This is a genomic window from Ruegeria sp. BHSB056 (assembly GCF_059613305.1).
The window spans coordinates 101607-127907 of the sequence record NZ_JBXWSG010000001.1 but is presented as its reverse complement, the minus strand read 5'-3'; the positions used below and the strand labels follow the sequence as shown (position 1 = coordinate 127907).

General features: G+C 57.7%; 23 protein-coding genes. 12 read left to right on the top strand and 11 right to left on the bottom strand.

The features are described 5' to 3' along the window. The gene (gene pgl / locus AC2FND_RS00630; RefSeq protein ID WP_496767303.1) at nucleotides 1-672 is read right to left on the bottom strand and encodes a 6-phosphogluconolactonase; all 672 of its coding nucleotides are present in this window, start codon (nucleotides 670-672) and stop codon (nucleotides 1-3) included. After that, entirely contained in the window at nucleotides 669-2123 is a 1455-nt protein-coding gene (gene zwf, locus AC2FND_RS00625) for a glucose-6-phosphate dehydrogenase (protein WP_496767301.1), read from the bottom strand. The genes pgl and zwf overlap by 4 nt, the downstream gene beginning before the upstream one ends. A gap of 163 nt (nucleotides 2124-2286) precedes the next feature. Between zwf and AC2FND_RS00620 the strand changes: the two genes are divergently transcribed. Then, entirely contained in the window at nucleotides 2287-3240 is a 954-nt protein-coding gene (locus AC2FND_RS00620) for a radical SAM protein (RefSeq protein ID WP_496767299.1), read from the top strand. Nucleotides 3241-3352: 112 nt separating this feature from the next. On the opposite strand, the gene AC2FND_RS00615 is transcribed toward AC2FND_RS00620, so the two are convergent. Beyond that, a complete protein-coding gene (locus tag AC2FND_RS00615; protein ID WP_209503794.1) occupies nucleotides 3353-3622 on the bottom strand; it encodes an usg protein in 270 nt (89 codons plus the stop codon). A 192-nt stretch (nucleotides 3623-3814) separates the two neighbouring features. Here AC2FND_RS00615 and gyrA point away from each other — a divergent pair, with 192 nt between their 5' ends. Further along, nucleotides 3815-6535, top strand: a complete 2721-nt coding sequence (gene gyrA / locus AC2FND_RS00610; protein ID WP_496767297.1) for a DNA gyrase subunit A — start codon at nucleotides 3815-3817, stop codon at nucleotides 6533-6535. Nucleotides 6536-6577: 42 nt separating this feature from the next. Here the strand turns inward: gyrA and yghX are convergent, their stop codons facing one another. The 4 genes from yghX to AC2FND_RS00590 form a co-directional block, all read right to left on the bottom strand. Beyond that, complete coding sequence (gene yghX, locus AC2FND_RS00605; RefSeq protein ID WP_496767295.1) at nucleotides 6578-7474, bottom strand: YghX family hydrolase; 897 nt, start codon at nucleotides 7472-7474, stop codon at nucleotides 6578-6580. 63 nt (nucleotides 7475-7537) lie between these two features. Continuing rightward, on the bottom strand, nucleotides 7538-9007 hold the full coding sequence (locus AC2FND_RS00600; RefSeq protein ID WP_496767293.1) for a carboxypeptidase M32: 1470 nt from the start codon (nucleotides 9005-9007) through the stop codon (nucleotides 7538-7540). 5 nt (nucleotides 9008-9012) lie between these two features. After that, nucleotides 9013-10158: a heme A synthase gene (ctaA, locus tag AC2FND_RS00595; RefSeq protein ID WP_209503790.1), complete on the bottom strand. Its 1146-nt coding sequence runs from the start codon at nucleotides 10156-10158 to the stop codon at nucleotides 9013-9015. A gap of 59 nt (nucleotides 10159-10217) precedes the next feature. Next, on the bottom strand, nucleotides 10218-10961 hold the full coding sequence (locus tag AC2FND_RS00590; RefSeq protein ID WP_496767291.1) for an RNA methyltransferase: 744 nt from the start codon (nucleotides 10959-10961) through the stop codon (nucleotides 10218-10220). A 154-nt stretch (nucleotides 10962-11115) separates the two neighbouring features. On the opposite strand from AC2FND_RS00590, the gene AC2FND_RS00585 reads away from it, so the two are divergent. Continuing rightward, nucleotides 11116-11736 carry a thiamine phosphate synthase gene (locus AC2FND_RS00585; protein ID WP_496767289.1) on the top strand — a complete coding sequence of 207 codons (621 nt, stop codon included), beginning with the start codon at nucleotides 11116-11118 and terminating at the stop codon, nucleotides 11734-11736. Here the strand turns inward: AC2FND_RS00585 and AC2FND_RS00580 are convergent. Next, nucleotides 11733-12875 carry a HupE/UreJ family protein gene (locus tag AC2FND_RS00580; RefSeq protein ID WP_496767288.1) on the bottom strand — a complete coding sequence of 381 codons (1143 nt, stop codon included), beginning with the start codon at nucleotides 12873-12875 and terminating at the stop codon, nucleotides 11733-11735. The two genes, AC2FND_RS00585 and AC2FND_RS00580, sit on opposite strands and share 4 nt — an antisense overlap. Before the next feature lie 170 nt (nucleotides 12876-13045). Between AC2FND_RS00580 and AC2FND_RS00575 the strand changes: the two genes are divergently transcribed. The 3 genes from AC2FND_RS00575 (at nucleotide 13046) to AC2FND_RS00565 (ending at nucleotide 15593) form a co-directional block, all read left to right on the top strand. Next, nucleotides 13046-13939 carry a PfkB family carbohydrate kinase gene (locus AC2FND_RS00575; protein ID WP_496767286.1) on the top strand — a complete coding sequence of 298 codons (894 nt, stop codon included), beginning with the start codon at nucleotides 13046-13048 and terminating at the stop codon, nucleotides 13937-13939. Then, nucleotides 13936-14847: a pseudouridine-5'-phosphate glycosidase gene (locus AC2FND_RS00570; protein WP_496767284.1), complete on the top strand. Its 912-nt coding sequence runs from the start codon at nucleotides 13936-13938 to the stop codon at nucleotides 14845-14847. The genes AC2FND_RS00575 and AC2FND_RS00570 overlap by 4 nt, the downstream gene beginning before the upstream one ends. Before the next feature lie 65 nt (nucleotides 14848-14912). Beyond that, nucleotides 14913-15593 carry a DUF502 domain-containing protein gene (locus AC2FND_RS00565; RefSeq protein ID WP_480919630.1) on the top strand — a complete coding sequence of 227 codons (681 nt, stop codon included), beginning with the start codon at nucleotides 14913-14915 and terminating at the stop codon, nucleotides 15591-15593. On the opposite strand, the gene AC2FND_RS00560 is transcribed toward AC2FND_RS00565, so the two are convergent. Then, nucleotides 15594-16619 (bottom strand): patatin-like phospholipase family protein, encoded by a 1026-nt coding sequence (locus AC2FND_RS00560; protein ID WP_480919751.1) that lies wholly within the window; start codon nucleotides 16617-16619, stop codon nucleotides 15594-15596. Nucleotides 16620-16683: 64 nt separating this feature from the next. Next, on the bottom strand, nucleotides 16684-17457 hold the full coding sequence (locus AC2FND_RS00555; protein WP_496767281.1) for a 3-hydroxybutyrate dehydrogenase: 774 nt from the start codon (nucleotides 17455-17457) through the stop codon (nucleotides 16684-16686). A gap of 300 nt (nucleotides 17458-17757) precedes the next feature. On the opposite strand from AC2FND_RS00555, the gene AC2FND_RS00550 reads away from it, so the two are divergent. Then, complete coding sequence (locus AC2FND_RS00550) at nucleotides 17758-19575, top strand: extracellular solute-binding protein (RefSeq protein ID WP_496767279.1); 1818 nt, start codon at nucleotides 17758-17760, stop codon at nucleotides 19573-19575. 554 nt (nucleotides 19576-20129) lie between these two features. Further along, complete coding sequence (locus AC2FND_RS00545; RefSeq protein WP_209503780.1) at nucleotides 20130-20369, top strand: hypothetical protein; 240 nt, start codon at nucleotides 20130-20132, stop codon at nucleotides 20367-20369. Here AC2FND_RS00545 and AC2FND_RS00540 read toward each other — a convergent pair. After that, nucleotides 20358-20981 carry a helix-turn-helix domain-containing protein gene (locus AC2FND_RS00540; RefSeq protein ID WP_209503779.1) on the bottom strand — a complete coding sequence of 208 codons (624 nt, stop codon included), beginning with the start codon at nucleotides 20979-20981 and terminating at the stop codon, nucleotides 20358-20360. The genes AC2FND_RS00545 and AC2FND_RS00540 overlap by 12 nt on opposite strands. A 65-nt stretch (nucleotides 20982-21046) precedes the next feature. Here AC2FND_RS00540 and AC2FND_RS00535 point away from each other — a divergent pair, with 65 nt between their 5' ends. From AC2FND_RS00535 to AC2FND_RS00520, 4 genes are all read left to right on the top strand, one after another. After that, nucleotides 21047-22564: a class I adenylate-forming enzyme family protein gene (locus AC2FND_RS00535; RefSeq protein ID WP_209596461.1), complete on the top strand. Its 1518-nt coding sequence runs from the start codon at nucleotides 21047-21049 to the stop codon at nucleotides 22562-22564. Continuing rightward, a complete protein-coding gene (locus AC2FND_RS00530) occupies nucleotides 22561-23220 on the top strand; it encodes a DsbA family oxidoreductase (protein ID WP_209596463.1) in 660 nt (219 codons plus the stop codon). Before AC2FND_RS00535 ends, AC2FND_RS00530 begins: the two co-directional genes overlap by 4 nt. 76 nt (nucleotides 23221-23296) lie before the next feature. Continuing rightward, nucleotides 23297-24505, top strand: coding sequence for a multidrug effflux MFS transporter (locus AC2FND_RS00525; protein WP_496767277.1), 1209 nt, complete (start codon nucleotides 23297-23299; stop codon nucleotides 24503-24505). Nucleotides 24506-24563: 58 nt separating this feature from the next. Next, complete coding sequence (locus AC2FND_RS00520) at nucleotides 24564-26222, top strand: tetratricopeptide repeat protein (protein WP_496767275.1); 1659 nt, start codon at nucleotides 24564-24566, stop codon at nucleotides 26220-26222. Nucleotides 26223-26301 lie beyond the last annotated feature (79 nt).

The window sequence follows — 26301 nt, the reverse complement described above, 5'->3', positions numbered from 1 at the left end:
TTACTCCGCCCAGTGTACGGTCATGCCACCAAGAACTGCGGCGATCGGTGCCTCTTCCGGTGGTAGCGACATGGCTTTTTCAAGAACGGCGCGTTTTGCCTGTCCATAGATGATCAGATGTTTCGACAGCGCCCCGTCCAGGACCGGAGCGGTCAGGGAAATTCGCGCCTCTGGCTGCGTTTCGGTCCGGGCGACGATCAACGTAGGTGCATCACTGCGCAATGCCTCGTCCAGCCCTTCCATTCCCGGAAACAATGAGGCCGTGTGCATGTCTTCGCCCATTCCCAGTACCAGCACCGACAATGGCAATACCGGCGCAATCAGCGACTCGATTTCGGGCAACGCTGCCTCAGGTTCTGAATCAGGGACATAAAGCGGAATGTATTGTGCCACAGAGGCCCGGCTGGTCAGCAACCTTTCGCGGATCAAACGTTCGTTCGAGCGGTCATGATCTGCTGGCACACAGCGTTCATCCGTCGGCAACACACGCACACGATCCCATTCAAGATCAGCGGCACACAGGCTATCAAAAACAGGGCCCGGAGTTGTTCCCCCAGGAACGGCCATTGCAATGGTATCATGGTGCAGCAATGCGGCCTCAAGGTCGCCCGCCAGCACGTTGGCCACGTCGATGGCAAGCATTTCGCGATCAGCATATTCCTGAATTTTCATGGCTTTATCCCTTGCCAGTGACGTCCGTCACGTTTCATCAGAAGTTCGGCGTCGCCCGGCCCCGTGCTGCCGCTGTCATAAGGCTTGGGCACATCCCCACGTGCCAACCATCCGGCGATGATCGGATCGGTCCAGGCCCAGGCGGCCTCGACCTCATCCCCGCGCATGAACAGGGTCTGGTTTCCGCGGATCACGTCCATCACCAGGCGTTCATACGCATCTGGCGGGTCCTGATTTTCGGGGCCCAGGGCTTCGGCAAAGCTCATGTCCAAGGGAACGTCGATCAGTCGCATCCCCCCCTGCCCGGGTTCCTTGATCGTCACCTTCAGCGTGATCCCCTCGTTCGGCTGCAACCGGATCGACAACGTATTTGCATGGCGCCCCGCCTCTTCCCCGAATATCGAATGCGGCGCGTCCTTGAACATCACGTTGATCACCGACGAGCGCGCCACCAGACGCTTACCGGTGCGCAGGTAGAACGGCGTACCTGCCCAACGCCAATTGCTGATATGGGCCTTCAACGCCACATAGCTTTCGGTGGTTGATCGCGGATTGCCAACGCAGTCCCGGTACCCCGGCCCGTCTGGACCGACCGCAAACTGCCCCCGCACGATGTGGTGCGGTTCAACCGAATCAAGCGCCCGGATCACCTTGAGCTTTTCATCCCGAACTGCGTCAGGATCAAACTTGGCCGGAGGTTCCATCGCAATCAGGCAGAGCAGCTGCATCAAGTGGTTCTGCACCATGTCCCGCATCGCGCCCGCGCGCTCATAATAATCTTCGCGCCCTGCGACACCAACAGTTTCCGCAACCGTTATCTGGATATGGTCGACATACTGGCTGTTCCACAGCGGTTCGAACAGCATATTGCCAAACCGGACCGCCATCAGATTCTGGACGGTTTCCTTGCCCAGATAATGGTCGATACGGTAAATCTGATTTTCATCAAAATGCGCGGCCAATGTGGCATTCAAATCCCTTGCGCTTGCCAAATCATGTCCAAACGGCTTTTCGACCACGATACGGGTTTCTTCTGTCACCAGATCATACGCCCTAACCCGCTGGGCCAATGGCCCGAACAGGCTGGGACCGACCGAGAAATAGAAAGCGCGAACCCGGTCGGGCGAGAGTTTTTCGCCCAGTACATCCCAACCATCCGTCGTCAGGGCATCCAGCGATACATAGTCGACCCGTTGCAGGAAACGGTTCAGGGCTTGCGAATCCTGCGCCCGTTCCGAAGCGTGCCGATGCAGCGACGCAGCAACCATGTTACGAAAATCATCCGCCGAATGACCGGCACGCGCGGCTGCTATTATCCGGGCATCCTCGTGCCACTGACCCGCACAATACCGACGGTAAAGCGCAGGCAGGATTTTGCGCTGCGCCAGATCACCGGTGCCGCCGAAAATGATCAGATCAAATGGATCAACAGGGATGACACGTGAAACCATGAGTTGTCCTTACCCTGACACTTCCAGCATGTCCAATGTTAGCGCAATCAAAATTTAATAAATCTCGCTGTTCAAAACTCTGTCAGAACCTCTGCGCCAGACTTACCAAATCCGCGACAAAGGGCTAGATCAGTTTGACAACTTCAACGAACCGGATGTGGGAATGAAAGACAACGCCCCTCAGCTTGCCAATGTCGGCAAGTTTCAGCGTAAACTGGTAACGGCCGACGGCCAGACCCGCGCAAAGGTTTCCCTTTCCAACCCTCAGACGCTGTGGTTCAATACCGGCACGCTGTGCAATATTGAATGCGCCAACTGCTATATCGCCAGCAGCCCGACCAATGATGCGCTGGTTTATATCACTGCGGACGAGGTTCGTGACTATCTTGATCAGATCAAAGCCCGCAATTGGCCGGTGCGTGAAATTGGTTTTACGGGCGGCGAGCCCTTCATGAACCCCGAGATGATCGACATGACACGCGCCGCGCTGGAGCGTGGGTACGAAGTTCTGATCCTGACCAACGCGATGGCCCCGATGATGCGCCGCAAGATGCGCGACGGGCTGCTGGCATTGCAAAAGACATTCAATGACAAGCTGACCCTGCGTGTTTCCGTAGATCATTACCGGGCAGGACTGCACGACCTTGAACGCGGCAAAGGAAGCTTTGAAAAAACCCTGACGGGTATGAAGTGGCTGCACGATCACGGCTTTAACATGGCTGTCGCCGGACGCACCGTTTGGGATGAGTCTGACACGGAAAGTCGTGCGGGTTACGCCGCATTCTTTTCAGAACACGGCTTTGGCATAGACCCGTATGATCCGACACAGACCGTCCTGTTCCCAGAAATGGACGAAACTGTCGAAGTGCCCGAGATTACAACGGCTTGCTGGGATATACTGAACAAGTCACCCGATGCGTTGATGTGCGCCAGCGCCCGCATGGTGGTGAAACGGAAAGGCGCTGATCACCCGGCGGTGCTGGCCTGTACCCTTTTGCCCTACGAGCCTGAGTTCGAGTTGGGTCATTCTCTGGCCGAATCCGAAGCAGACGTTCACCTGAACCATCCCCATTGCGCCAAGTTCTGTGTGCTGGGCGGAGCCAGTTGTTCTGGCTGATCAGTTCAGGAATTACCGGACTTCGTTCCAGTTGTAATAGTGTGTACGCGCCGGTCCCTTGGCTTTTTTACCTTGAGAGAATGTAGCATCAGAACCTGCACTTGCCCCTCGCTCAATTCACACGAAACTCGCCCACCATGTTGCGCCACTCTCCGGGTGCGATCATTTTGCGGTGGGTGAACTTGACAGAATGCAGCGGACCTTCGATTTCGCGCTGCCAGAAGTCGATGAATTTGAACAGTTTCGGATGATCCGGCGCAAGGTCGTAATCCTGCCAGATGAACGTGTTCAACACGTGGATGTAATCGGGCAGATGATAGAAAAACTCCGCCGTCGTCAGCCCATACCCCTTGAGCATCAGTTCGGTTTCGCTTGGCTTCATGCAGACCTCCTGTTTGATACAAGGTCCATTCAAGATACCACGAAAACCTTCTAATACTTATATAACAATATGTTACTTGAGTATTACCGGGGAAATTCCCCGTAAAGGCGCTGCTTGCTTGCACCTTATGTGCCGGGTCTGATAAGATACACCCACAAGATATAGACCCAGAACAAGACACGGGCAGTTTACGTGAGCGATACGCCAGAAATCCCCGAAAACATGGATGAAATCCCGCCCGAGCGCCCAGTCTATGACGGCCCGACGGTTTCCATCGAATCCGAAATGCGCACGTCCTATCTGGACTATGCCATGTCGGTCATCGTCAGCCGCGCGATCCCTGATTTGCGCGACGGGCTGAAACCGGTGCACCGGCGTATCCTTTATGCAATGCACGAAACGGGGAATACGCACGATAAGGCGTACCGCAAATCGGCCCGTCCGGTGGGCGACGTGATGGGTAAGTACCACCCGCATGGTGACAGTGCGATTTACGACGCGCTGGTGCGGATGGCGCAGGATTTTTCGATGTCACTGCCGCTGCTGGATGGTCAGGGCAACTTTGGCTCGATGGACGGCGATAACCCGGCGGCGATGCGGTATACCGAAGTGCGGATGGACAAGCCCGCTGCTTCCCTGTTGGCTGATATCGAAAAAGAAACGGTCGATTTTCAGGACAACTATGACGGCAAGGATCGGGAGCCGACGGTTCTACCGGCCCGTTTCCCGAACATGCTGGTCAATGGTGCCGGAGGTATCGCCGTGGGGATGGCGACGAACATTCCGCCGCACAACCTTGGCGAAGTAGTCGATGCGACTCTGGCGCTGATCGACGATCCCGACCTTACATCAGAACAGTTGATCGAATACGTCCCCGGCCCCGACTTTCCAACCGGTGGCGTGATGCTTGGGCGCTCCGGTGCGCGTAAGGCCTATCTGGAGGGCCGTGGCAGCGTCATCATCCGCGCCAAGACCCGAGTGGAAGAAATCCGCAAGGACCGCTATGCCATCGTTGTCGACGAGATCCCTTATCAGGTGAACAAAGCCTCGATGATCGAAAAGATCGCCGAGGCGGTGCGCGAGAAGCGGATCGAAGGCGTGGCCCATGTACAGGACGAATCCGACCGCAACGGCGTACGCGTTGTGGTCGAGCTCAAGCGCGATGCGACGCCCGAGGTGGTGCTGAACCAGCTCTACCGCTTTTCGCCGATGCAGACCTCCTTTGGATGCAATATGCTGGCGCTGAATGGTGGCCGCCCCGAACAACTGACCCTGCGCCGGTTCCTGACCTCGTTCATCGACTTCCGTGAAGATGTCGTTGCCCGCCGTACCGCCTATGACCTGCGCAAGGCGCGCGAACGCAGCCACATCCTGTGTGGCCTGGCTGTGGCGGTGTCCAATGTCGATGAAGTGGTTGCAACGATCCGGTCGTCTGCGGACGCGGCGCAAGCGCGCGAAAAACTGATGACCCGCCGCTGGCCTGCCTCCGACATCGCTGGCTATCTGCGCCTGATCGATGATCCTTTGTCCAAGATGAATGACGATGGCACCTATAACCTTACCGAGGTGCAGGCCCGTGCCATTCTGGAGTTGCGCTTGCAACGACTGACTCAACTGGGCGTCAAAGAAGTTACGGACGAGCTGGAAGAACTGGCTGCCAAGATCAAGGAATACCTTGATATTCTTTCCTCGCGCGAACGGATCATGAGCATCATCGCTGATGAGTTGCGCAGCGTGCGTGAACAGTTCGCGGTCGACCGCCGTACTGAGATCGTCGACTGGTCCGGTGACATGGAAGACGAAGACCTGATCGAGCGTGAAGACATGGTCGTGACCGTCACTTCGGGCGGCTATATCAAACGCACGCCGCTGGCAGATTTCCGCGCCCAGAAACGCGGTGGCAAGGGCCTTTCGGGGATGCAGACCAAGGAAGAGGATGTTGTTACCAACCTCTTTGTTGCGAACACCCATACACAATTGCTGTTCTTCACAACAGACGGGATGGTCTACAAGCTCAAGACCTGGCGCTTGCCCCAATCCGGGCGCACCGGCAAAGGTAAAGCCATCGTCAACATCCTTCCGATCCCAACCGGCGTTTCCATCGCCGCGATCATGCCCGTGGATGTACCGGACGAGGAATGGGAAAACCTCCAGATCGTCTTTGCCACCAGCGCAGGTGACGTGCGTCGCAACCGCTTGTCGGACTTCACCAATGTCCGGCGCAACGGCAAGATTGCCATGAAACTGCCTGACGGCGTTGAACTGGTGAATGCGCGCATCTGTTCGGAAGACGAAGACGTGATGCTGGTCACCAATTCCGGCCGCGCGATCCGCTTCCGGACAACTGACGTGCGTGTCTTCAACTCGCGCGAATCCACAGGTGTCCGGGGGATCAGGCTGACCAACGGTGACCGCGTCGTTTCGATGTCCGTGATCCGCCATTTCGAGGCGACCCCCGAAGATCGTGTGGCCTATCTCAAAATGCGGCGTGCGGTTGCGGGGCTTACCGAAGAAGATGCCGGTGACGACGAGGAAGCCGCAGCAAGCAGCGATTTCAGCCAGGAAAAATATGCCGAGATGTCGGCGGCCGAAAACCTGATCCTGACCATAACCGCCGGAGGTGCAGGCAAGTTGAGTTCAAGCCACGACTACCCTGTGCGCGGACGTGGCGGCATGGGTGTGGCGGCGATGGACAAGGCGATGCGCGGTGGCGATCTGGTTGCATCCTTCCCGGTCGAGATCGATGATCAGATCATGCTGGCCACGTCAAAAGGCCAATCTATCCGGGTGCCGGTCGATGGCATCTCCTTCCGCTCACGCTCCGCGGGCGGCGTGAAGGTCTTCAATACCGGCAAGGGCGAAGAAGTCGTCAGCGTCGCGTGGATCGCCGATCAGGGCGACGAGGAAGAATGACAGTAACTCCGGGCACCGGTTCGACGGTTCCCGGGGTCTGGTTCATGTCAGGTAGGCATTGAAAAATGCAATGGTCCGGCTCCAAGCCAGATTTGCCGCAGCTTCGTCATACCTGGGCGTCGTATCATTGTGAAAACCGTGATTGACATCCGGATAGAAGTGCACGCTGAACTTCTTTTGATTGGCTTTCAACGCCTCTGAATATGCAGGCCATCCAGCGTTGATACGCTCGTCCAGACCGGCATAGTGAATCATAAGGGGTGCTACGATGGACGGAACATCTTCGGCTGGTGGTTGCCGACCGTAGAATGGCACCGAGGCCGCAAGGTCCGGATAGGCCACGGCCAACGCGTTGCAAACACCTCCGCCATAGCAGAAGCCGACAGCGCCAACTTTGCCGGTTGAAAGATCATGATCACGAAGGAATTCAAAGGCGGCGAAGAAATCCGCCATCAGTTTTTCCCGGTCCATCGAGCGCTGCATCTCGCGCCCTTCTTCATCAGTACCGGGATAGCCGCCAAGGGGGGACAACCCATCAGGTCCAAAAGCAAGGAAACCGGCCTTGGCCGCGCGGCGCACAACGTCCTCGATATAAGGGTTCAGACCCCGGTTCTCGTGCACGACCAGTACCGCTGGCAGTTTACCCGCGGCATTTGCCGGCATCGCCATCAGGCCGCTGGTTTCGCTATGCCCATCCGGGCTGTCATATGCGACCACCATAGTTTGGATCGCGGGATCGTCCGGGGCCACCTGTTGCGACCAGGCGTAATTGGGTTGCAACTGGTCCAGAATCATTGCGCCTGTCATTCCGGCAGCCGTGTATTTACCGGCTTTTGAGATGAACTCTCGCTTGGACATCGTGCCGTGCACATATCCGTCGAATATCTCGAGGATACGCGGGTCAAAATCACTGGCTTTCTTGCGGGCTTTTCCGGTCATCATTGCCTCCCAGGCGATGGTATCGGTGCACCGATTCTAACGCTTGGGAGGCAATTCGGAAACTCACAAATCGTAGAGCGCGCCGAACTTGGCCTCGAGATAGCTTAGTAATGGGGCCGGTCCGGGTTCGATGCCGCTGGCACGGGCAATCACCTCGCGCGGAGCATACAGGCCGCCATGCTGCTGTACATGCTCACGCAGCCAGCTGGTTGCGCCGGTGGTATCGCCGCAGGCCAGTTGCGCGTCAAGATCGGGCTCAGAGCCGCGCAAGGCCTGGTAGAGGCACCCAGCATAGACATTGCCCAGCGAGTATGTCGGGAAGTAACCGAACAGGCCAACCGACCAGTGCACATCCTGCAAACAACCGTTCGAGGGCTTGTCGACCGCATAACCGAAATCCGCCTTGAACCGATCATTCCAGGTGGCTTCCAGATCGCCGACCTGCAAGTCTCCGGCCATCAGCGCGCGTTCCAGATCAAACCGCAGCATGATGTGCAGATTGTATTGGACCTCATCCGCTTCGGTGCGGATATAGCCGTTATGGACGCGGTTGACCGTCGCATAAAACGCATCCGGGTCGGCAATGCCGAAATCGCCGAACGCCACTTTCATTTGTTCGAACAACCAACCGGTAAAGGCCCGCGACCGACCCAACTGGTTTTCGTAGATCCGGCTTTGACTTTCATGCACGCCCATCGACACACCAGAGCCGAGCGGTGTCAGCAGGTATTTCCTGTCGATCCCCTGTTCATAGGCGGCGTGGCCCACCTCGTGAATGGTGGAATAGAAACAGTTGAACGGGTCGGTTTCGCTGGTTCGCGTGGTGATGCGGACGTCAAGACCGCTGCCGGAACTGAACGGGTGAACCGCCTTGTCCACGCGGCCATTGTTCAGGTCATAGCCAAAAGCGATCGCCAGTTTTTGTGTCAGACGCATCTGGGTCTGCTCATCAAAACTGCGGTTCAGGGCAGCGGGTTCGGGTCGCTCCAGCACAGCGGCGCGCAGGGCCACCAGTCGTGGGCGCATCTGGTCGAAGATATCCGCAATCTGTGCGCTGGTCGTGTAAGGCTCGTAATCTTCGACCATGGCGTCGTATACGTCGCCCCCTTGTGCCAGCGCCTCGCCTTCCTGTCGTTTCAGCGATACGACCTCTTCCAGAACCGGAAGAAAGGCCGAGACATCTTCGTCCGCGCGCGCCTGCGCCCATTTTCCCTGCGCGGCGGATGTCACACGGGCAATCGCCGTCGCCAGATCGGCAGGTACCTTTACCGCGCGATCATACGCGCGCCGGATTTCTCGCATCTGCGCCTTGCCGACCTCATCCTGAGGTGCGGCCTGATCCAGCCATTCGGCAACACGAGGATCAGAACGGCGTGCGTGCAGGACAGATTCGATAGCTGCCATTTCTTCGGCGCGCTGTGGCGCTGCGCCGCGCGGCATGACGGTTTCCTGATCCCAGCCAAGCCGACCGGCGATCTGGCCCAAAGCCGAAGTTTCCCGCTGAAAGGTCATCAGTTCATTGAAAGCGGTCATAATTTTTAAACTCCGCGCACAGATGTTGCGATTGGATAAGCCGTGAGGAACCGCGCGCGCAGGATCAGCGTCCAAACGATGACGGCCATAAACTGGTGGAAGATAGCGACCTGCCATGGCGCGCCGTAAACCACGGTCACGATGCCGACGACGACCTGTAACGAAAGCGCGGCGAAAGCAGCGTTGAAGGCAAAACGCGTCTGCGGATGCGCGCTGCCGCTGCCACGTCGCCAGACGACAACGGCGAAGATGAACAGCAGATACCCTGCACACCGGTGGATGAACTGTACCAGACCGGGGCTTTCAAAGAAGTTTCGCCACATCGGCTCCAACATAGTCGCATCCGGTGGAAGCAACTGCCCTCCCATCAGCGGCCAGTCGGTGTAAGACCGCCCGGCGTCGATCCCGGCGACAAGCGCGCCAATGAGTATTTGTAAAAAGGCGAAATGCATCAGCCCTGTGGACAATGAAAACAGCCTGACCTCTTTGGCCCGGCGCGCCTGCATCAGGTCACGTTCTTCCCGGCCGAGTTCAAAGATGTACCAGGCCAGCGCTCCCAGGATCACAAAAGCCAGCCCCAAATGCGTTGCCAGACGGTAACTTGCAACAGCCGTCATGCCTTCACCCTGGGTGACGCCCGAGGCCACCATCCACCAACCAACAGCGCCCTGCAGACCGCCAAGAAGACCCGGAACGATCAGCTTTCCCGTCCACCCTGTCGGGATCTTGCGGGTGAGAAGAAAAGTCAGAAATCCAGCGGCCCAGACCAGACCGATCATGCGACCCAACTGACGATGGCCCCATTCCCACCAATAGATGGATTTGAAATCACCCAGTTCCATCCACTGGTTTTGGATGCGCCATTGGTCAATCTGCTTGTACTTGTCGAACTCTGCCTGCCAGTCCGCTTCGGTCATCGGCGGCAAAGCTCCGGTGATCGGGCGCCATTCGGTGATCGAGAGGCCGCTGTCAGTCAGGCGCGTCAAGCCGCCAACCGCGATCATCACAACGACCAGAGCAAACAGGATCATCAGCCAGACGCGGATCGCATTGCGCGCGCCGCCGCGCCCCCGGTCGATCATACCGGGTTGAACCGCCTGTTGTTTTTTGGTGTCCGTGACCTCTTCGAAGATGCTGCGCTTACCGCTCATGCTGTCCTCATGTCCTGATTTCGTCGCAAGCTAGGGCTTGGGCAAAGATAGGTCCAGCCTCAGCCTTTATCCTTCCAGCGGACCATCTGACGCATGATCCCGTGCAACATCTGCACATCGGCCCGCGTCATCCGCATCCGCGACCACAGGTTGCGCAGGTTTACCTTCATCCCTTCGGCCTTTTCGGGAGGGTAGAAGAACCCCGCCTCCTCCAGCCTGTCCTCGTAATGCTCGACAAGTTTTTCGACCTCGACCCCAGTGGCCCAGTCACCTTTGCCCAGGTCAGTCGATTCATGCACCACTTCGCCGGTCTGGCGCATCCACTCATAGGCGGTCAGCAATACGCATTGACCAAGGTTCAGCGAAGCATATTCCGGGTTTACCGGCACCGAGATGATCGCGTTGGCCTTGGCGATGTCTTCATTCTCTAGCCCTGCGCGTTCAGGGCCGAACAGAACGGTAACCTTCTCGCCCGCAGCGATCTTTTCGGCGGCAACCTTCATTGCGTGTTCGGGGCTGTAGACAGGTTTGGTCAAGCCCCGCTGACGGGCTGTCGTGGCGAAGACAAACGTGCTGTCGGCCAGCGACCCGGCCAAGTCGTCAAACAGCTGCGCCTCATCCAGCAAGCGCCCTGCTCCGCTGGACATTGCCACCGCTTTGGGGTTCGGCCAGCCGTCACGCGGGGCTACGATACGCATCCGGTCCAGCCCAAAGTTCCACATCGCCCGCGCAGCAGCACCGATGTTTTCACCCATTTGCGGGCGCACAAGCACGAAGGTAGGCTGGGGTTTGACGCTGGGCATGGCTCACCTTAAGAAAACTTGGCCTGCTGTAATTGGCAGGCTCTTGCAGGGCAAGGCGCAGGGGCGTTATTTGCAGGCTCTGGACCATAAAAGTTTGCTTCCCAGCCGCAATCCGCTAAACCGCGCCAAAGACTGAAAGCCGAAGGACGCGCCCATGGACACCCCCGAGCAGCCGCAGATTTACCTGATCACGCCTCCGACCATCGAGTTGAGCACGTTCACGAACAAGCTGGCATCGGTTCTGGACGGGGTCGAGATTGCCTGTATCCGCCTCGCTTTGGCCGGAAGCGACGAAGATACCATCGCCCGTGCAGCGGACGCTTGTCGCGAAGTCTCCCATTCGCGCGACGTGGCCATCGTGATATCGAACCATGTATTGCTGGCGCAGCGCCTGGGGCTGGACGGGGTGCATCTGGATGATGCTGCACGCTCGGTCCGCACCGCGCGCAAGGAACTGGGTGCCGATGCAATCGTCGGAAGCTTTTGCGGCGCGTCCAGCCACGATGGTATGACTGCTGGCGAAAACGGAGCGGATTATGTGGCCTTCGGTCCCGTCGGCTCGGCCAAACTGAGAGATGGGACCCGCGCTGAAAAGGACTTGTTTCAATGGTGGTCCGAGATGATCGAGGTTCCGGTTGTGGCCGAAGGTGGGTTGACGCCCGAACTGATCCGCGACCTGGCCCCCTGCACCGATTTCTTTGGCATTGGCGATGAGATATGGGGCAGTGACGATCCTCTGGGCGCGCTGAAAACGCTGCTGGCCGCGTTGCCTTAACCCAGCACCCAAGGCTCGACAATCCAATAGACCCCGGCACCTGCAATCAGCATCGAGGCCAGAACCGATATCCGGCCTCGTTTACGGTGTGAGCCGCCAGAAAACAAAAGCGCCAGAGCAAGCCCCGCAAAGGCTACAACAACAAGCGGCAGAATATTCCCGGCGCCAAAGCCCAGGATGGCCGGAGGCAGATGATCTGGCGGCACCCCGATGCCGATCAGGGCCGACGCAATTACCAGACCTTGAAGACCGCCAATGGCGAGAACCGCCAGCAAACGCCAGACCTGCAATCGCCGGGCAACCAGGTTCCACAGCGCCAGAACGATGGTCGAAGCCACCAGAACCGGGGCCTCGTTCACCTTTCCCGCATCCAATACGCCATACAATCCCAGCCCAAGCCCGATCAGGGCGCCCGCTGACAGGAACACCAGTTGGGACACCACTGGGCGCAATTTCAAAGACAGAAACACTAGCGCCAAAACAAGAATGGATGGCTTAATTGGGTTTCGGAGAAACTGATCGACCCCTTTTGTGAAATATGTCTGCAATGTTTGTTGCGTTGTTAGAGATGCCCCGCCTTGCAAGGGGATCAGCGGGCTGGTTTCACCGGCAGCCAAATACCCGGTGTATGGGGCTGCAACATTTTGCTGTCGCAGAACTATTGGCCCGCTTTCTGACGGCCAGGTCAGACGCAGGTTTGACACCTGATCGGGTAAAGGTGCAGTCAGCAACAGTTTGGAAATGCGTACTTTTTCCGTATCCCCCACTACAGGAATACGCACACCTTCATAAGACAAACTCAATCGCTCTGGTGCCTCTACCACAAGATTTTGTTTCCATAGCTGAACGAACTCTTTGATCTGGGGCTCCAGTTCAGAGGAAACCAGTCGCCGCAAGGATTTGTAGTTTGGATCGTCGGAAAACGAACCGGGCTGCGCGGGATTGTTCCCGGTCAACATAGCCTCGGCATTCCATTTCAACTCAAGAAACAAAGTGTCGGACTTGACCCAGAAATCAACGACGGTCGGCGGGGCGGATTGCGCCCTGCCCGATCCGGGATGCAAAGTTACAAGAACAAGAAAACTCAGGGCACAGGTTTTGAGGGTTCGAAAGATGGCGCGGAAAGCAGGGCCATTCATACGAAAAGCTCCAACAGGAAAATCAAATCACCAATCATTGCCTTCGATTGTTCCCGCGAAGGCGGCAGATCGCAAGCCCAAAGGGCATATGGGACCTGTGCACCGCAAATCTCTGATTGCGGTAACGTTCTGACTTGCATGGGCATCACCGCTGCGGCATGACGTCCTTTATGACTCAGAACAGTAATATCCTGTGTATCGGCTCGGTCCTGTGGGACGTGATCGGACGATCGGCCAGTGCCATGCGGCAAGGCTCGGACGTGCCCGGCCGGATAACCCGCCTGCCGGGTGGTGTTGCGATGAACATAGCCATGACGCTGGTGCGTTTTGGTATGACGCCAACCCTGCTGACCGCCATTGGCCGCGATCCCGAGGGCGACGAGCTGATACATGCCTGTTCCCGCCTCGGAATGATCACGGATCACATCTATCGCTCGCAGGACCTGCCGACCGACCGGTATATGGCTGTCGAAGGTGCCAACGGGTTGATCGCGGCCATTGCCGATGCGCATTCGCTGGAAGCCGCTGGCGCTAAGATCCTGCGTCCGCTGATGCACGGCCCGCTTGGTTATGAAAACACGCCCTTTGAAGGGCCCATTGCGCTTGACGGCAACCTGACCCTGAACCTGCTGGAAGAAATCGCCCAAAGCCCTGCATTTGCCCGTGCCGATCTGCGTGTTGCCCCGGCCTCTCCCGGCAAGGCCGAGCGCCTATTGCCCTTCCTGAAGCATGCCCGCGCCACACTTTATGTGAACCTCGAAGAGGCAGGAATACTGTGCCAGCGCGAATTCACCGATTCTGAAACTGCTGCAAAAGGCCTTCTGGATCGTGGCGCGCTACGCGTTCTGGTGACTGACGGCGGAAACTCAGCCACGGTCGGCAGTTCAAACGAAATTCTGACCCAAACACCCCCATCCGTTCTGGTCACCCGTGTGACCGGTGCCGGGGATACCTTCATGGCGGCTCATATCGCCTCCGAATCCGGCGGCGCATCGAGTGATGAGGCTCTGACCCGCGCTCTGCATGCCGCAGCAACCTACGTTTCCGGAGAAACCCCACTGTGATCGACATTCAGTATTCAGCCGAGGTCCGCGCTGCCAAAGACGCAGACCAACCGATCGTTGCGCTGGAAAGCACCATCATCACCCATGGTATGCCCTACCCGCAAAACGTCGAAGTTGCGGCGCAGGTCGAACAGGACATCCGCGATGCCGGCGCAGTTCCGGCAACCATGGCGGTGATTGAAGGCAAACTACACGTGGGACTCGAGCCCGACCAGTTGCAATGGCTGGGTCAGGCTCAAGGCGTTGCCAAAATCTCGCGCGCGGATATGGCGGCCTGCATCTCGACCGGCGGCACCGGTGCCACAACCGTCGCCGCCACCATGATCGCCGCACATTACGCCGGGATCGAGGTATTTGCTACTGGCGGCATCGGCGGTGTGCATCAGGGGGCTGAGACGACGTTCGACATCTCGGCTGATCTGCACGAACTTGGCCATACACCGGTCACCGTTGTCGCAGCTGGGGCAAAGGCCATCCTCGATCTGGCCAAAACTCTTGAGGTTCTGGAAACACTGGGGGTGCCCGTCATCGCCCATGGTCAGGACGCGTTCCCTGCCTTCTGGTCTGCAAAATCACCCTATGCCGCCCCCCTGCGCATGGACACGCCAGAAGCTATCGCCAAGGCCCACGCAACCCGTCGCGCGTTGGGCCTGCCCGGCGGGCAGCTTGTGGCCAACCCGATCCCGATCGCGGATCAGATCCCTGCCGAAATACTGGCCCCCATCATCGCCGAGGCGCAGGCTGATGCAGTTGCGCATCGGATTACCGGAAAAGATGTGACGCCTTATCTGCTGCAACGTATCTTTGAAATGACCGAAGGCCGTTCGCTGACTGCCAACATTGCCCTTGTGCGCAACAATGCGCGCCTCGCTGCGGCGATTGCACGGGCACTGGTAGAACAGGGATAACGCAAGCCTATTGTGCCAAAGCCACCGATTGACTACCTAAATCCCGACAACCACTCGGAACCAAGATGAATACACCGTTCGACGAAGAACCGCATCATCGCCGCCCAGGCATGCTGGCACGGCTGCGCGCGTCGTTCCTGACGGGGCTGGTTGTCATTGCACCGGTCTGGCTGACGATCTGGCTGATCTGGTCTGTTGTCGGTTGGATCGACAGCGCGGTCCTGCCGCTGGTGCCTCATCAGTTCCAACCGGAACAATACGTTGGTATCAACCTGCGCGGTGTGGGTGTGGTGATCTTCCTGATCTTTACCGTGATCGTAGGGTGGATCGCCAAAGGAATTCTGGGGCGGTCCCTGATCCTGTTCGCCGAAAGCGTGGTAGATCGGATGCCGGTCGTCCGCTCGATCTATTCCGGGATCAAACAAATCTCGGAAACCGTATTTGCCCAAACCGAACGCTCTTTTGAAAAGGCTTGCCTGATTCAGTACCCCCGCCGTGGGATCTGGGCCATTGGGTTCGTCTCGACAACCGCCAAAGGCGAAATCAGCAAACGTGCAGAAACCGGAGGAGAGCTGCTCAGCGTCTTTGTTCCGACCACCCCCAACCCGACCTCGGGCTTTTTGCTGTTTTTTCCGGCGGAAGACGTCATTATGCTGGACATGACAATTGAGGATGCCGCGAAACTGGTGATTTCGGCCGGGCTCGTTTATCCCAACGAAAAAGACCCCACGCAACCGCCCGAGTGATTAACCGAACATGGCTGGCAGATCGACAGTACTGGTCTGACTCAGATCGCTCTTATGCTTGGCCAGAAAACGATCCGCCGCCGCCCGCCCCGCCTGTTTCAGCTTGTGCAATATAACCGGGTTGGGCACGGTTTTTGTGGCAACAGACAGGCTGCTCATCAACTCGTTATCCGCAATCATATGCACCAGGACGCGGCTCATGTCCCCGGCCTTCAGCTTGCCCTCTTTCAAAAGCCGCTGAACAAAGCTGATTGCCCGCAATTCGCGAAACAGGGATGAATTGAAGCTGATCTCGTTGATCCGGTTCTGGATCTGCTGCGGTGTGACCGGCACCGCGTCGCGCTCCAACGGGTTGATATTCACGATCACCACATCATCCGGCAGATCAGTGTTGAACAGCGGATAGAGCGCCGGATTACCAGTATATCCGCCATCCCAATAAGCCTCGATCCGGTTCGTCTTTGGATCAAATATCTCGACTGCCTTGAACAGTGTCGGCAGGCAGGCCGAAGCCAGAATAGCATCTGTCGAGACCTCCTCGCCGGTAAACACCCGGATCTTACCGCTTCTCACACAGGTGGCGCACACAAACAGGCGGGGTCCCGCATCGGCGCAAACTTCCGCAAAATTGAACCTGTCCACCACCGGCTCCAGCGGATTGCTGTAGAATGGACCATAGGCATAAGGCGACACCATCCGCGACCAGGCATCACCAATGGAAAACGGCACCGAATATTCCATCGCCTGCGCGATTGCGGCCGGTTCCAACCCGCGAAACCAATTGGCAATGCGCATGTCACCAATCGCGCCCATACGCCTCCAAAGCCCATCCAGTTGCGCGCGCGCGCCCTCGCGTCCTGAATGAACCATCCCCGATTTGAACGCCGCACCATTCAACGCACCGGCAGATGTTCCGGTGATAGCGGCAACCTCGATGTCTTCTTCATCCAGCAGACGGTCAAGCACACCCCAGGTGAACGCCCCATGCGCACCGCCGCCCTGCAAAGCCAGATTGATCCGTATCACAGCCCTCACCCTTCATCTTTTCAAAAATACTCCGGGGGTTTGGGGGCAGCGCCCCCAAGGCCAATCACAAGGCGGTCCAGCCGCCATCGACAGAAACCGTGGTTCCCGTGATCTGCGCCGCCGCGTCTGAGCACAGGAAAATGGTTGTTCCGCCCAGTTGCTCAACCGTGGCGAATTCCTTGGAAGGTTGCCGTTCCAGAAGCACGTTTTTTACAACCTCCTCGCGGCTCATATTGTATTCCTTCATTGTGTTCGGGATCTGGGCCTCGACCAGGGGTGTCAGCACATAGCCCGGGCAAATGGCGTTGCAGGTGATAGGTTCTTGCGCGGTTTCCAACGCAACGGTCTTGGTCATCCCCACCACCCCGTGCTTGGCGGCAACATAGGCTGCCTTGAATGGCGACGCCGTCAGGCCGTGGGCCGAGGCGATATTCACGATACGACCCCAACCCGCCTTGCGCATCATCGGCAGTGCGGCAGCGGTCGTGTGAAAGACCGAGTTCATGTTGATCGCAATAATCGCGTCCCATTTTTCCGCCGGAAACTGATCGATCGGGGAAACAAACTGAATGCCCGCGTTGTTCACAAGTATGTCGCAAGCTCCGGCCTGCTCAATCAGCGCCCGGCACTCTTCGCCTTTTGACATATCCGCCTTGATGTAACGCGCGTTGGTTCCGGTCTCTTTGGCAATCTCAGCGGCCAGCGCATGATCTTCGTCACGGTCCGTAAAGGAATTCAGGACAACATCTGCTCCGGCCTTCGCCAGCTCGCGCGCGACCCCCAGTCCGATGCCAGAATTAGACCCCGTGATGATTGCTGTTTTGCCGGAAAGGCTCATGACCGTTCTCCCTGATGCGATGATTTGGTGCACAATGCCATGCTGCACCTGCAAAGAAAACGGGGAAACACACCTGCCTGAAATCCCAGCCTGACACTTCTCAAGCAGCCAAAAAAAACGCCCGCACGAAGCGGGCGTTAAGTTATTGAGGCAGGTTTCATACAGGCAAGAAACCTATCGAGCAGTGCATCCTTTATAAGCAATTCCACGCCTTCGTCCAAGCTAAAAGTTTGATAATATGAAAAATCATCACTACGGTGAATCCCAACAAAATAAGGCCAGAGCAGGATTGTTTCCAAAATGAGCCCGGATTTTCTCCGACCGTTTCGACCACTTGTGGCGGGAATCGCCAGCATTTTCATGATCTCTGTCGCCCATGCAGAATCGTCTCATGGCATAGCTATGTATGGGGACCCGGCCCTACCACCGGATTTTGTGTCCCTACCCTATGCCAACCCCGATGCGCCCAAAGGCGGTAAAGTCGTTTTCGGAAATACCGGCGGCTATAACAGCCTGAACCCGTTTTTGCAAAAAGGCACCTCGCCCTGGCAATTGCCTTTTTGGACCCATGAAAGCCTGATGGGGCGATCCTGGGACGAACCTTTCACACTTTACGGGCTGTTAGCCGAATCAGTTGAGACGGCTCCGGACCGGTCTTGGGTTGAATTTACCCTGCGGGAAGAGGCCCGCTTTTCTGACGGTACCCCGGTCACGATTGACGACGTGATCTGGTCATACGAGACGCTCGGTACTCAAGGACATCTGCGCTATCGCGGTTTTTGGGACAAGATCGACAGGATCGAACAGACTGACCCGCGTTCGGTTCGGATTACTTTCAACGTGCCGGATCGCGAACTTGCCCTTCTCGCAGGGATGCGTCCGATCCTGCAAAAGGCGCAGTGGCAGGACAAGGAATTTGCCGACGCCGCTTTGCACGATGTCCCAATCGGCACCGGCCCCTATGTGATCGAAAGCTATGAGGCGGGGCGCTATGTGAACCTTCGTCGCAACCCCGAATATTGGGGGCAGGATATCCCGTTCCGTCGCGGCACCATGAATCTGGATGAAATGCGGATCGAGTTCTACGGCGACGGCAGCGTTCTGTTCGAAGCCTTCAAAGCCGGTGAACTATCAGCGGTGCGTGAGTTCAACGGCGACAAATGGGACACGCAATACAGCTTCCCCGCCGTTCAGCGCGGCGATGTCATCAAGACCGAGATCCCGAATGGCAAACCGTCAGGCATGACCGGGTTCGTGATGAACACCCGCCAGGCCCCGTTCGACGACTGGCGCGTTCGCGAGGCCCTGACGCTGGCCTTCAATTTCGAGTTCATCAACGACACGATCACTGGTGGGGCGCAGCCACGGATTACGTCCTACTTCTCGGGCTCAGACTTGGCCATGCAGCCCGGACCGGCCCAAGGGCAGGTAAAAGCCCTGCTGGAACCCTTTGCCTCGGATCTGATCCCCGGCACGCTGGAGGGGTATGAGCTGCCGAAGGGCGACGGTTCAGCCCGCAACCGCGCAAATATTCGCAAAGCCACCAAACTGTTGACCGAAGCGGGTTGGACCGTTCAGGACGGGGTTCTGCGCAACACGAATGGTGACCCGTTCAAAATGACGGTCTTGCTACAGCAGGGGGATAGCGAGATGGCGTCGGTGGTCGAGATTTATTCCCGCGCGCTGGAACGACTTGGCATTCAGGTCATGACGGAACAGGTCGACAACGCGCAGTATGTCGGGCGCACCGGGGAACTGGATTTTGATGTTACGCCTTTCCGGCGTGCTCTTTCACTGTCTCCCGGCAACGAACAGCGTTTGTATTGGGGAAGCGAGAACGCGGACACACCCGGTACACGCAACCTGATGGGCGTGGCCTCGCCCGCTGTTGATGCTATGATTGACGCCATGCTCGCCTCGGAAACACCTGAAGATTTTACCGCTGCAACCCGCGCGCTTGATCGAGTTCTGACAGCCGGTCGCTATGTCATCCCGATCTGGAGTTTTGATGTCGGGCGGATTGCCCACATCCGCGAGCTCAAGTTCCCTGAGACTGTGCCAATTTATGGCGACGGACCGCAATACATGCCGGAAGTGTGGTGGTACGACGCCGGGTAATCACGTGAACATCAGGGCAGCCGGGCTTTGCACGACACCGGCTGTTCTCCGCGGGGTGTTGGCGGACCCCTTGAAAAACGCGATTCCTTCGCGCTTCCAGCACGATTGGCCCCGGAAAACTACGCCTGTCGGCGGAATTCAGCACATGGCCATCACACTCAGGGAAACGTTTGGCGACAGCAGGTCACAGCCTCACATGCAAGCCATATCGGGCGCCGGATGATCCCATGAGACGCACCTTCAGCCTGCTTCGGTCAACGTTAAAAGCTGCATTGAATCGCGGTATTTAGACATAGCCCAAAGATGGAGGTCGCCTTTACAACCTGCGCGCCGGGAATACCCGGTTCCGTACCAAACAGGTCTCCTGATCCGCAGGTACTTTCAACAGTTTCAAGCCTGCTGCCCTGTTGCGGCAGGTATTGCAGAGGCACAATCTTGTAAAAGGAATGCAGTGGCATGCTGCGACATTTTGTCATGTCTTCCCTAACGGCACCCATTACGTACCCTAAAGAGGGGGAGAGCAGTCCTAAACGCTACATAAGGAAAGCTCATACATGATGAACTGGACGGATCTGACACAAGACTGGAATGCGGCCTACGCACGTGCAAAGCGGCGTTTTCCGAATTTGCGTGACCAGGACATGATGCGCGTATCAAAAGATCGTAAAGGGTTCGAAGCCTATCTGGCAGAGCGTCACCAGTTAACCATGAACGAAGCTCATGAAGAGGTCGAAGATTTCCTGTTCACCGAAGGTCTGAACAGAGAATTCTGCCGCGCCTCGCTAAGCAAGTGATGTGACCCAAAGGATTGTCGCATCTTCGTCACTGACGGAGATTACGTTATGGCCCATGCTGCCATCGTAGTAGGCGCTGTCACCCCTACGCATTTCGACCGGCTCATAGAACTCGGTATAGAGCCGGACAACACCAGTCAGAACATACATGAACTCTTCGCCATCGTGGCGCACCCAGCCGTCGAATTCGTCCATGGACCGTGCCCGAACCCGCGCACGGTAGGGCAGCATGTGCTTCTTGGTCAGGGTTTCAGCCAGCAACTCATGCTCGTAGGTCGTTGTCGCATGGGCCGCCCCTTCGCCCATCCGGGTAATCGCCATCCGACCGATGACCTGGTCCCGCTGCGGCGGTGTGAAAAGCTGAGGCACCGAGATTTCCAACCCAACCGCAAGCTTTTTGAGCGCGTCATAGGTAGGTGACATCTGCCCGTTCTCGATCTTGCTGAGGGTCGAACGGGCCAAACCGGCCTGACTGGCGGCCTGCTCCAGCGTCCATTTCCGCGCTTTTCGCAATTCGCGCACGCGCGCGCCAAGGTCCAGCGGTTCAACTTCGGTGTGATCGCCGGAATCGCGGGCAATTCGGATCAGGGATTTGGGATCTTGGGTGCTCATGCCATTCTCTATAGGCTTGGCCAGCCGCGCTTGCAACGCGCCAGACACCGCGTTAGCCAATGGCCATGTTATCTGTCTTCGATCAGGGGGCGCCCGCGCCCTGCCCCGCACCGTTCAATCTGGCGGCGCATGTCCTTGGCCGTGCCGATCAGGTTCCTGACAAAGTGGCTTTGTCGGTATTAATGCCCCACGGCGCGCAGGACTGGACCTATCGCGACCTGCAATCTGCCGTGTTGGGCACAGGCGCGGGGTTGCTGCAATCAGGTCTGACACCCGGCGATACCGTTCTGATGCGGCTCGGCAATACGGTGGAATTCCCGATTGCCTATCTGGGCGCGATTTCAGTGGGTATCATTCCGGTGCCGACTTCGTCGCAACTGACGGAACCCGAAACCGCCAGAATGATCGACGATCTGTCCCCGGCTGCGGTTCTTCGTGATCCCGCTGTCTCATGCGCGCCTCATCCCAGACAGATCGAGTTGGATGCATTAAAGGCCATGCGCGACATTCCACCCGCCAGCTATGACCTGGGCGACCCCGAGCGCATGGCATATGTCGTCTACACCTCGGGAACCTCGGGCAGTCCGCGTGCCGTGGCCCACGCCCATCGGGCAATCTGGGCGCGGCAGATGATGGTCGATGGTTGGTATGGTCTGCGCGCGTCCGATCGGCTGTGTCACGCCGGAGCGTTCAACTGGACCTATACACTTGGCACCGGGCTGATGGACCCGTGGACCATCGGCGCAACCGCCTTGATCCCGGAACCGGGCACGGACATCTCCGCCTTGCCCGCTCTGCTCCGCCAGCATCGCGCAACGATCTTTGCTGCGGCACCGGGGGTCTTTCGCAAGTTGGTGCAGGAGTATGAGCAAATCAGCTTGCCTGACCTGCGCCACGGTTTATGCGCGGGGGAAAAGCTTTCGCGCGCCCTGCACGAGAAATGGTCAAGCGCCACCGGTACGGAGTTGTTCGAAGCCTATGGCATGTCGGAATGCTCGACCTTCATATCCTCCAGCCCGGCCCACCCTGCGCGCGGCGACGCATTGGGGCACCCGCAACCGGGTCGTCGCGTGGCCATTCTGGGCCCGGACGGCCCGGTGCCGCAGGGGCAAGAAGGCACCATTGCCATTCATCGGTCTGACCCCGGATTGATGCTGACCTACCTCAATGCACCCGATGAAGTTGAAACCCGGATGCAAGGCGAATGGTTCCTGACCGGAGATCAAGGGGCAATGGCAGTGGACGGCCAGATCAGTTATCTGGGCCGGGACGACGACATGATGAATGCCGGAGGCTACCGCGTGTCCCCGGTCGAGGTCGAAGCTGCCCTGTCCCGTTTTCCCGGCATCACGCAGGTCGGCGCGGCTGCGGTCGAGGTCAAACCGGACACATTTGTGATAGCAGCCTTCTATACCGGCCCGGAAAAGCTGGACGATGCGGCCCTGCGCGCCTATGTCGAGGCCAATCTGGCACGTTACAAACAACCGCGCGCCTTCATCCACCTGTCAGCGCTGCCCACCGGCGGCAATGGGAAACTCCTGCGCCGGGCGTTGCCGGCCTATTTCGAGGCACCAGCCACATGACCCAGACCGTCAAGCTCGACATCCTGTCCGATCCGATCTGCCCGTGGTGCTATATCGGCAAAACGCATCTGGACAAAGCATTGGCCAATGTGCCCGAGCACCCTTTTGTCATCGAATGGCATCCGTTTCAGTTGAACCCTGATATGCCGGACGCAGGTATGGATCGTCGCGAATATCTGGAACGCAAGTTCGGCGGCAAGGACGGTGCCGTGCGTGCTTATGCGCCCGTGGTTGAACATGCTGAAAACGCCGGTCTAAAGATCGACTTCGAAGGCATGAAGCGCACGCCCAACACGCTGGATGCACATCGTCTGATCCATTGGGCCGGGATCGAAGGCAAACAGAATGCCGTGGTTGACGCGCTGTTTGTCGCCTACTTTGTTCAGGCCCGCGATATCGGCGACCCTGAGGTTCTGTCCGACATCGCAGACAGTGCCGGAATGGACGCCGCAGTGGTCATGAAGCTGCTGAAATCCGACGCTGACCGCGAGGATATTCGAAACCGCGACACCCACTCACGCGAAATGGGCGTCAGTTCGGTCCCGACCTACATAGTTGCCAACCAACATGCCGTTCCGGGTGCTCAACCACCTGAAATGTGGGAGAAAGTGATCGCCGAGATCATGTCTCAACTTGAGGCTTCTCCTGCAGAATAGCACAGAGGTCTGTGCGAATTTCCAGTCTGGTCTAACCCGATTCACCGTGATAGCGCGAACAGGTTAGGAGTGCTTCATGGCCAACCGCATGTCGAAGGCGGAATTCATTGCGCTGATCGCAATGATGTTCGCCACTATCGCGTTTTCGATCGATTCAATGCTGCCTGCCCTGCCCGAAATCGGCGCGCAGCTTAGCCCCGATGACGTCAATCGCGCTCAACTGATCTTGACATCCTTCGTTCTGGGAATGGGTATCGGTACATTCTTTACCGGCCCACTATCGGATGCGCTGGGGCGCAAGCCAGTGATCTTTTGCGGTGCGCTTTTGTACATTGCGGCTTCGGCTGTGGCCTGGGCCAGTTCTTCGCTGGAGCTTGTGCTGATTGCGCGTGTTGTGCAGGGTCTGGGCGCTGCCGGGCCACGTGTCGTGGCGATGGCCATCATCCGTGACCTGTATTCGGGCCGGGAAATGGCGCGCATCATCTCAATCGCTATGATGATATTCACTTTGGTACCAGCAGCGGCCCCGATGCTGGGTGCGGGCGTTATTGCCCTCTTCGGTTGGCGCGGGATATTCATGTCCTTCATCCTGTTTGCCCTGATCGTCGTGATGTGGATGGGCACACGACTGCCCGAATCCCTGGCCGTCGAGAACCGCCGTCCCTTCCGTCTGCATCTGATGATTGCGGCCGTGAACGAAATGTTTGCCCATCCCACCGTGCGCTTGTCTATCTTCGTGCAGACCTTGTGCATGGGGACCTTGTTCACCATGCTGACTATGGTGCAGCCGGTCTATGACGTGATCCATGATCGGGCCGACAGCTTTCCCTTCTGGTTCGGATTTGTCGCCCTGATGTCAGGTTCGGCCAGCCTTTTGAACGCAGCTTTGGTGGTGCGCGTCGGGATGCGCCGGATGGTCACATTCGCCTTCGGCGCGCAGATTGCCATCACGTCTGTCGTCATCATCCTGAACATGGCGAACCTTTCACCCGATATGTCATTTGCCCTGTTTGTCTTCTGGCAGACGATGGTCTTTTTCATGGCTGGTGTAACCATCGGCAATCTGAATGCCATTGCCATGGAGCCCATGGGCCACATCGCAGGCATGGCCGCGTCGGTTGTCGGGTCGATCTCAACAGTAATGGCCGCGGCAATCGCCGCGCCGATCGGGCTTCTGTTCAACGGGTCCATCGCGCCTTTGACAATCGGCATTCTGAGTATGTGCGTTCTGGCGTTTGGCCTGATGATCCACATGGGTCGCATCGAAGAACGGCTGCCAGCCTGACCTGTGAATCGCGGGTGAAACACGCTATCCTACCCAGAACTTAAGGGGAGGAACTGCGATGTGCGATTACTACGATCTGGGCAACTATTCCTGCGCGATTTCCACATCCAGTCCCGAAGCTCAGCTGTGGTTCGACCGTGGCCTGAACTGGACATACGGTTACAATCACGAAGAGGCGGTGGTCTGTTTTCAACGCGCGGCCGAGCATGATTCGAATTGCGCAATGGCCTATTGGGGTGTCGCGTATGCCGCCGGACCAAACTACAACCTCCCGTGGGACCTGCTGGATGAGAGAGGTCGGGAAGAAGCGTTGGCACGGGCTTACGACGCGATGCAGAAAGCCCTTGGCCTGCTCGCAGGGTGTACTGCCGTCGAACAGGCCCTGATTCAGGCCCTGCCTGCGCGTTACCCGCAACGTGATCCGGTGGAGGACATGCACCAATGGGACCACGATTTTGCCGACGCGATGCGCGCGGCATTTGCGGCACACCCGGACCACCTCGACTTGCGTACCATCTATGTCGAAGCGCTGCTGAACCTGACACCATGGCAGATGTGGGATCTGAATACGGGCCAACCCGCCCAGGGCGCGGCAACGAAGGAAGCGCAGGATGCGCTTGAATGGGCCATGGCAAACGATCCGTCTGCGATGTCTCACCCAGGCCTGCTGCACCTCTATGTTCATCTGATGGAAATGTCTCCAACACCAGAGAAAGCCCTGAAAGCAGGGGATGTCCTGCGCACATTGGTTCCGGATGCAGGCCACTTGGTACATATGCCGACGCATATCGATGTGCTTTGCGGACATTACCACAACGTTGTGCACTGGAACGAAAAAGCCTCGGAAGCCGACCTGAAATATTACGAGCGCGAAGGCGCGTTCAACATCTACACAGGCTATCGCCAGCACGATTATCACTTTGCTATCTACGGAGCGCTTTTTCTTGGACAGATTGAACCGGCCCTACGTGCCAATCAGGGATTGTGGGACACAACGCCGGAAGAATTGCTGCGCATCGAAAGCCCACCGATGGCCGATTACTTCGAAAGCTACATGTCCATGGGTCCTCATATCCTGATCCGTTTTGGCCGCTGGGACGAGGCCAAGGCGCTGGAACTACCCTCAGACCCAGACCTGTTCCGCACCCTGACGGCTACAACGCACTACGCGCGCGCCATCGCTCATGCAGCAACCGGTGATATCGCCAATGCCGAGGCCGAGGAAAATCTGTTTCTTGCCGCCAAAGAATGCGTTCCGGAAACACGTAGGCTGCACAACAACCGTGTGATTGACCTGCTGGAAATTGCGCGGGAAATGCTGCGTGGTGAGATCGAGTACCGCAAGGGCAAGTTTGAAATCGCGTTTGCCCATCTGCGCCGCTCGGTCGAGCTGGACGATACCTTGCCCTATGACGAACCCTGGGGATGGATGCAGCCCACCCGCCACGCGCTTGGCGCGTTGCTGTTCGAACAAGGTCATGCGGCAGAAGCGGAGGCCGTCTATCGCGAAGATCTAGGCCTTGGCGGCTCGCTCAGCCGCGCTTCGATCCATCCCGACAACGTGTGGAGCCTGAAGGGGCTGTACGATTGTCTCAAAGCCCGCGGGGAAGATGTTGAAATCCTACAGGTCAAACAACGCCTGGATCTGGCTCTGGCCCGCGCTGATCGGGCGGTTGCAGCGTCCTGTTTCTGTGCGCAGGCTGCAATGCGTGTTTAGGCGGGAATCGTGCTGACGCACGATGCCTCCGTCGGGGATATTTTTAGCCAGATGAAGCAGGGATCCGCTTCTTCATCTG

Excerpts from the sequence above, each read along its gene's own strand:
- AC2FND_RS00555 (WP_496767281.1), bottom strand. The coding sequence starts at position 17,457 with ATGAGCCTTTCCGGCAAAACAGCAATCATCACGGGGTCTAATTCTGGC.
- AC2FND_RS00620 (WP_496767299.1), top strand. The coding sequence starts at position 2,287 with ATGAAAGACAACGCCCCTCAGCTTGCCAATGTCGGCAAGTTTCAGCGT.
- AC2FND_RS00525 (WP_496767277.1), top strand. The coding sequence starts at position 23,297 with ATGGCCAACCGCATGTCGAAGGCGGAATTCATTGCGCTGATCGCAATG.
- AC2FND_RS00540 (WP_209503779.1), bottom strand. The coding sequence starts at position 20,981 with ATGAGCACCCAAGATCCCAAATCCCTGATCCGAATTGCCCGCGATTCC.
- yghX (WP_496767295.1), bottom strand. The coding sequence starts at position 7,474 with ATGACCGGAAAAGCCCGCAAGAAAGCCAGTGATTTTGACCCGCGTATC.
- AC2FND_RS00565 (WP_480919630.1), top strand. The coding sequence starts at position 14,913 with ATGAATACACCGTTCGACGAAGAACCGCATCATCGCCGCCCAGGCATG.
- AC2FND_RS00600 (WP_496767293.1), bottom strand. The coding sequence starts at position 9,007 with ATGACCGCTTTCAATGAACTGATGACCTTTCAGCGGGAAACTTCGGCT.
- AC2FND_RS00530 (WP_209596463.1), top strand. The coding sequence starts at position 22,561 with ATGACCCAGACCGTCAAGCTCGACATCCTGTCCGATCCGATCTGCCCG.
- AC2FND_RS00550 (WP_496767279.1), top strand. The coding sequence starts at position 17,758 with ATGAGCCCGGATTTTCTCCGACCGTTTCGACCACTTGTGGCGGGAATC.
- AC2FND_RS00615 (WP_209503794.1), bottom strand. The coding sequence starts at position 3,622 with ATGAAGCCAAGCGAAACCGAACTGATGCTCAAGGGGTATGGGCTGACG.
- AC2FND_RS00590 (WP_496767291.1), bottom strand. The coding sequence starts at position 10,961 with ATGCCCAGCGTCAAACCCCAGCCTACCTTCGTGCTTGTGCGCCCGCAA.
- ctaA (WP_209503790.1), bottom strand. The coding sequence starts at position 10,158 with ATGAGCGGTAAGCGCAGCATCTTCGAAGAGGTCACGGACACCAAAAAA.
- AC2FND_RS00585 (WP_496767289.1), top strand. The coding sequence starts at position 11,116 with ATGGACACCCCCGAGCAGCCGCAGATTTACCTGATCACGCCTCCGACC.
- pgl (WP_496767303.1), bottom strand. The coding sequence starts at position 672 with ATGAAAATTCAGGAATATGCTGATCGCGAAATGCTTGCCATCGACGTG.
- AC2FND_RS00575 (WP_496767286.1), top strand. The coding sequence starts at position 13,046 with ATGACTCAGAACAGTAATATCCTGTGTATCGGCTCGGTCCTGTGGGAC.
- AC2FND_RS00580 (WP_496767288.1), bottom strand. The coding sequence starts at position 12,875 with ATGAATGGCCCTGCTTTCCGCGCCATCTTTCGAACCCTCAAAACCTGT.
- AC2FND_RS00545 (WP_209503780.1), top strand. The coding sequence starts at position 20,130 with ATGATGAACTGGACGGATCTGACACAAGACTGGAATGCGGCCTACGCA.
- AC2FND_RS00535 (WP_209596461.1), top strand. The coding sequence starts at position 21,047 with ATGTTATCTGTCTTCGATCAGGGGGCGCCCGCGCCCTGCCCCGCACCG.
- zwf (WP_496767301.1), bottom strand. The coding sequence starts at position 2,123 with ATGGTTTCACGTGTCATCCCTGTTGATCCATTTGATCTGATCATTTTC.
- AC2FND_RS00520 (WP_496767275.1), top strand. The coding sequence starts at position 24,564 with ATGTGCGATTACTACGATCTGGGCAACTATTCCTGCGCGATTTCCACA.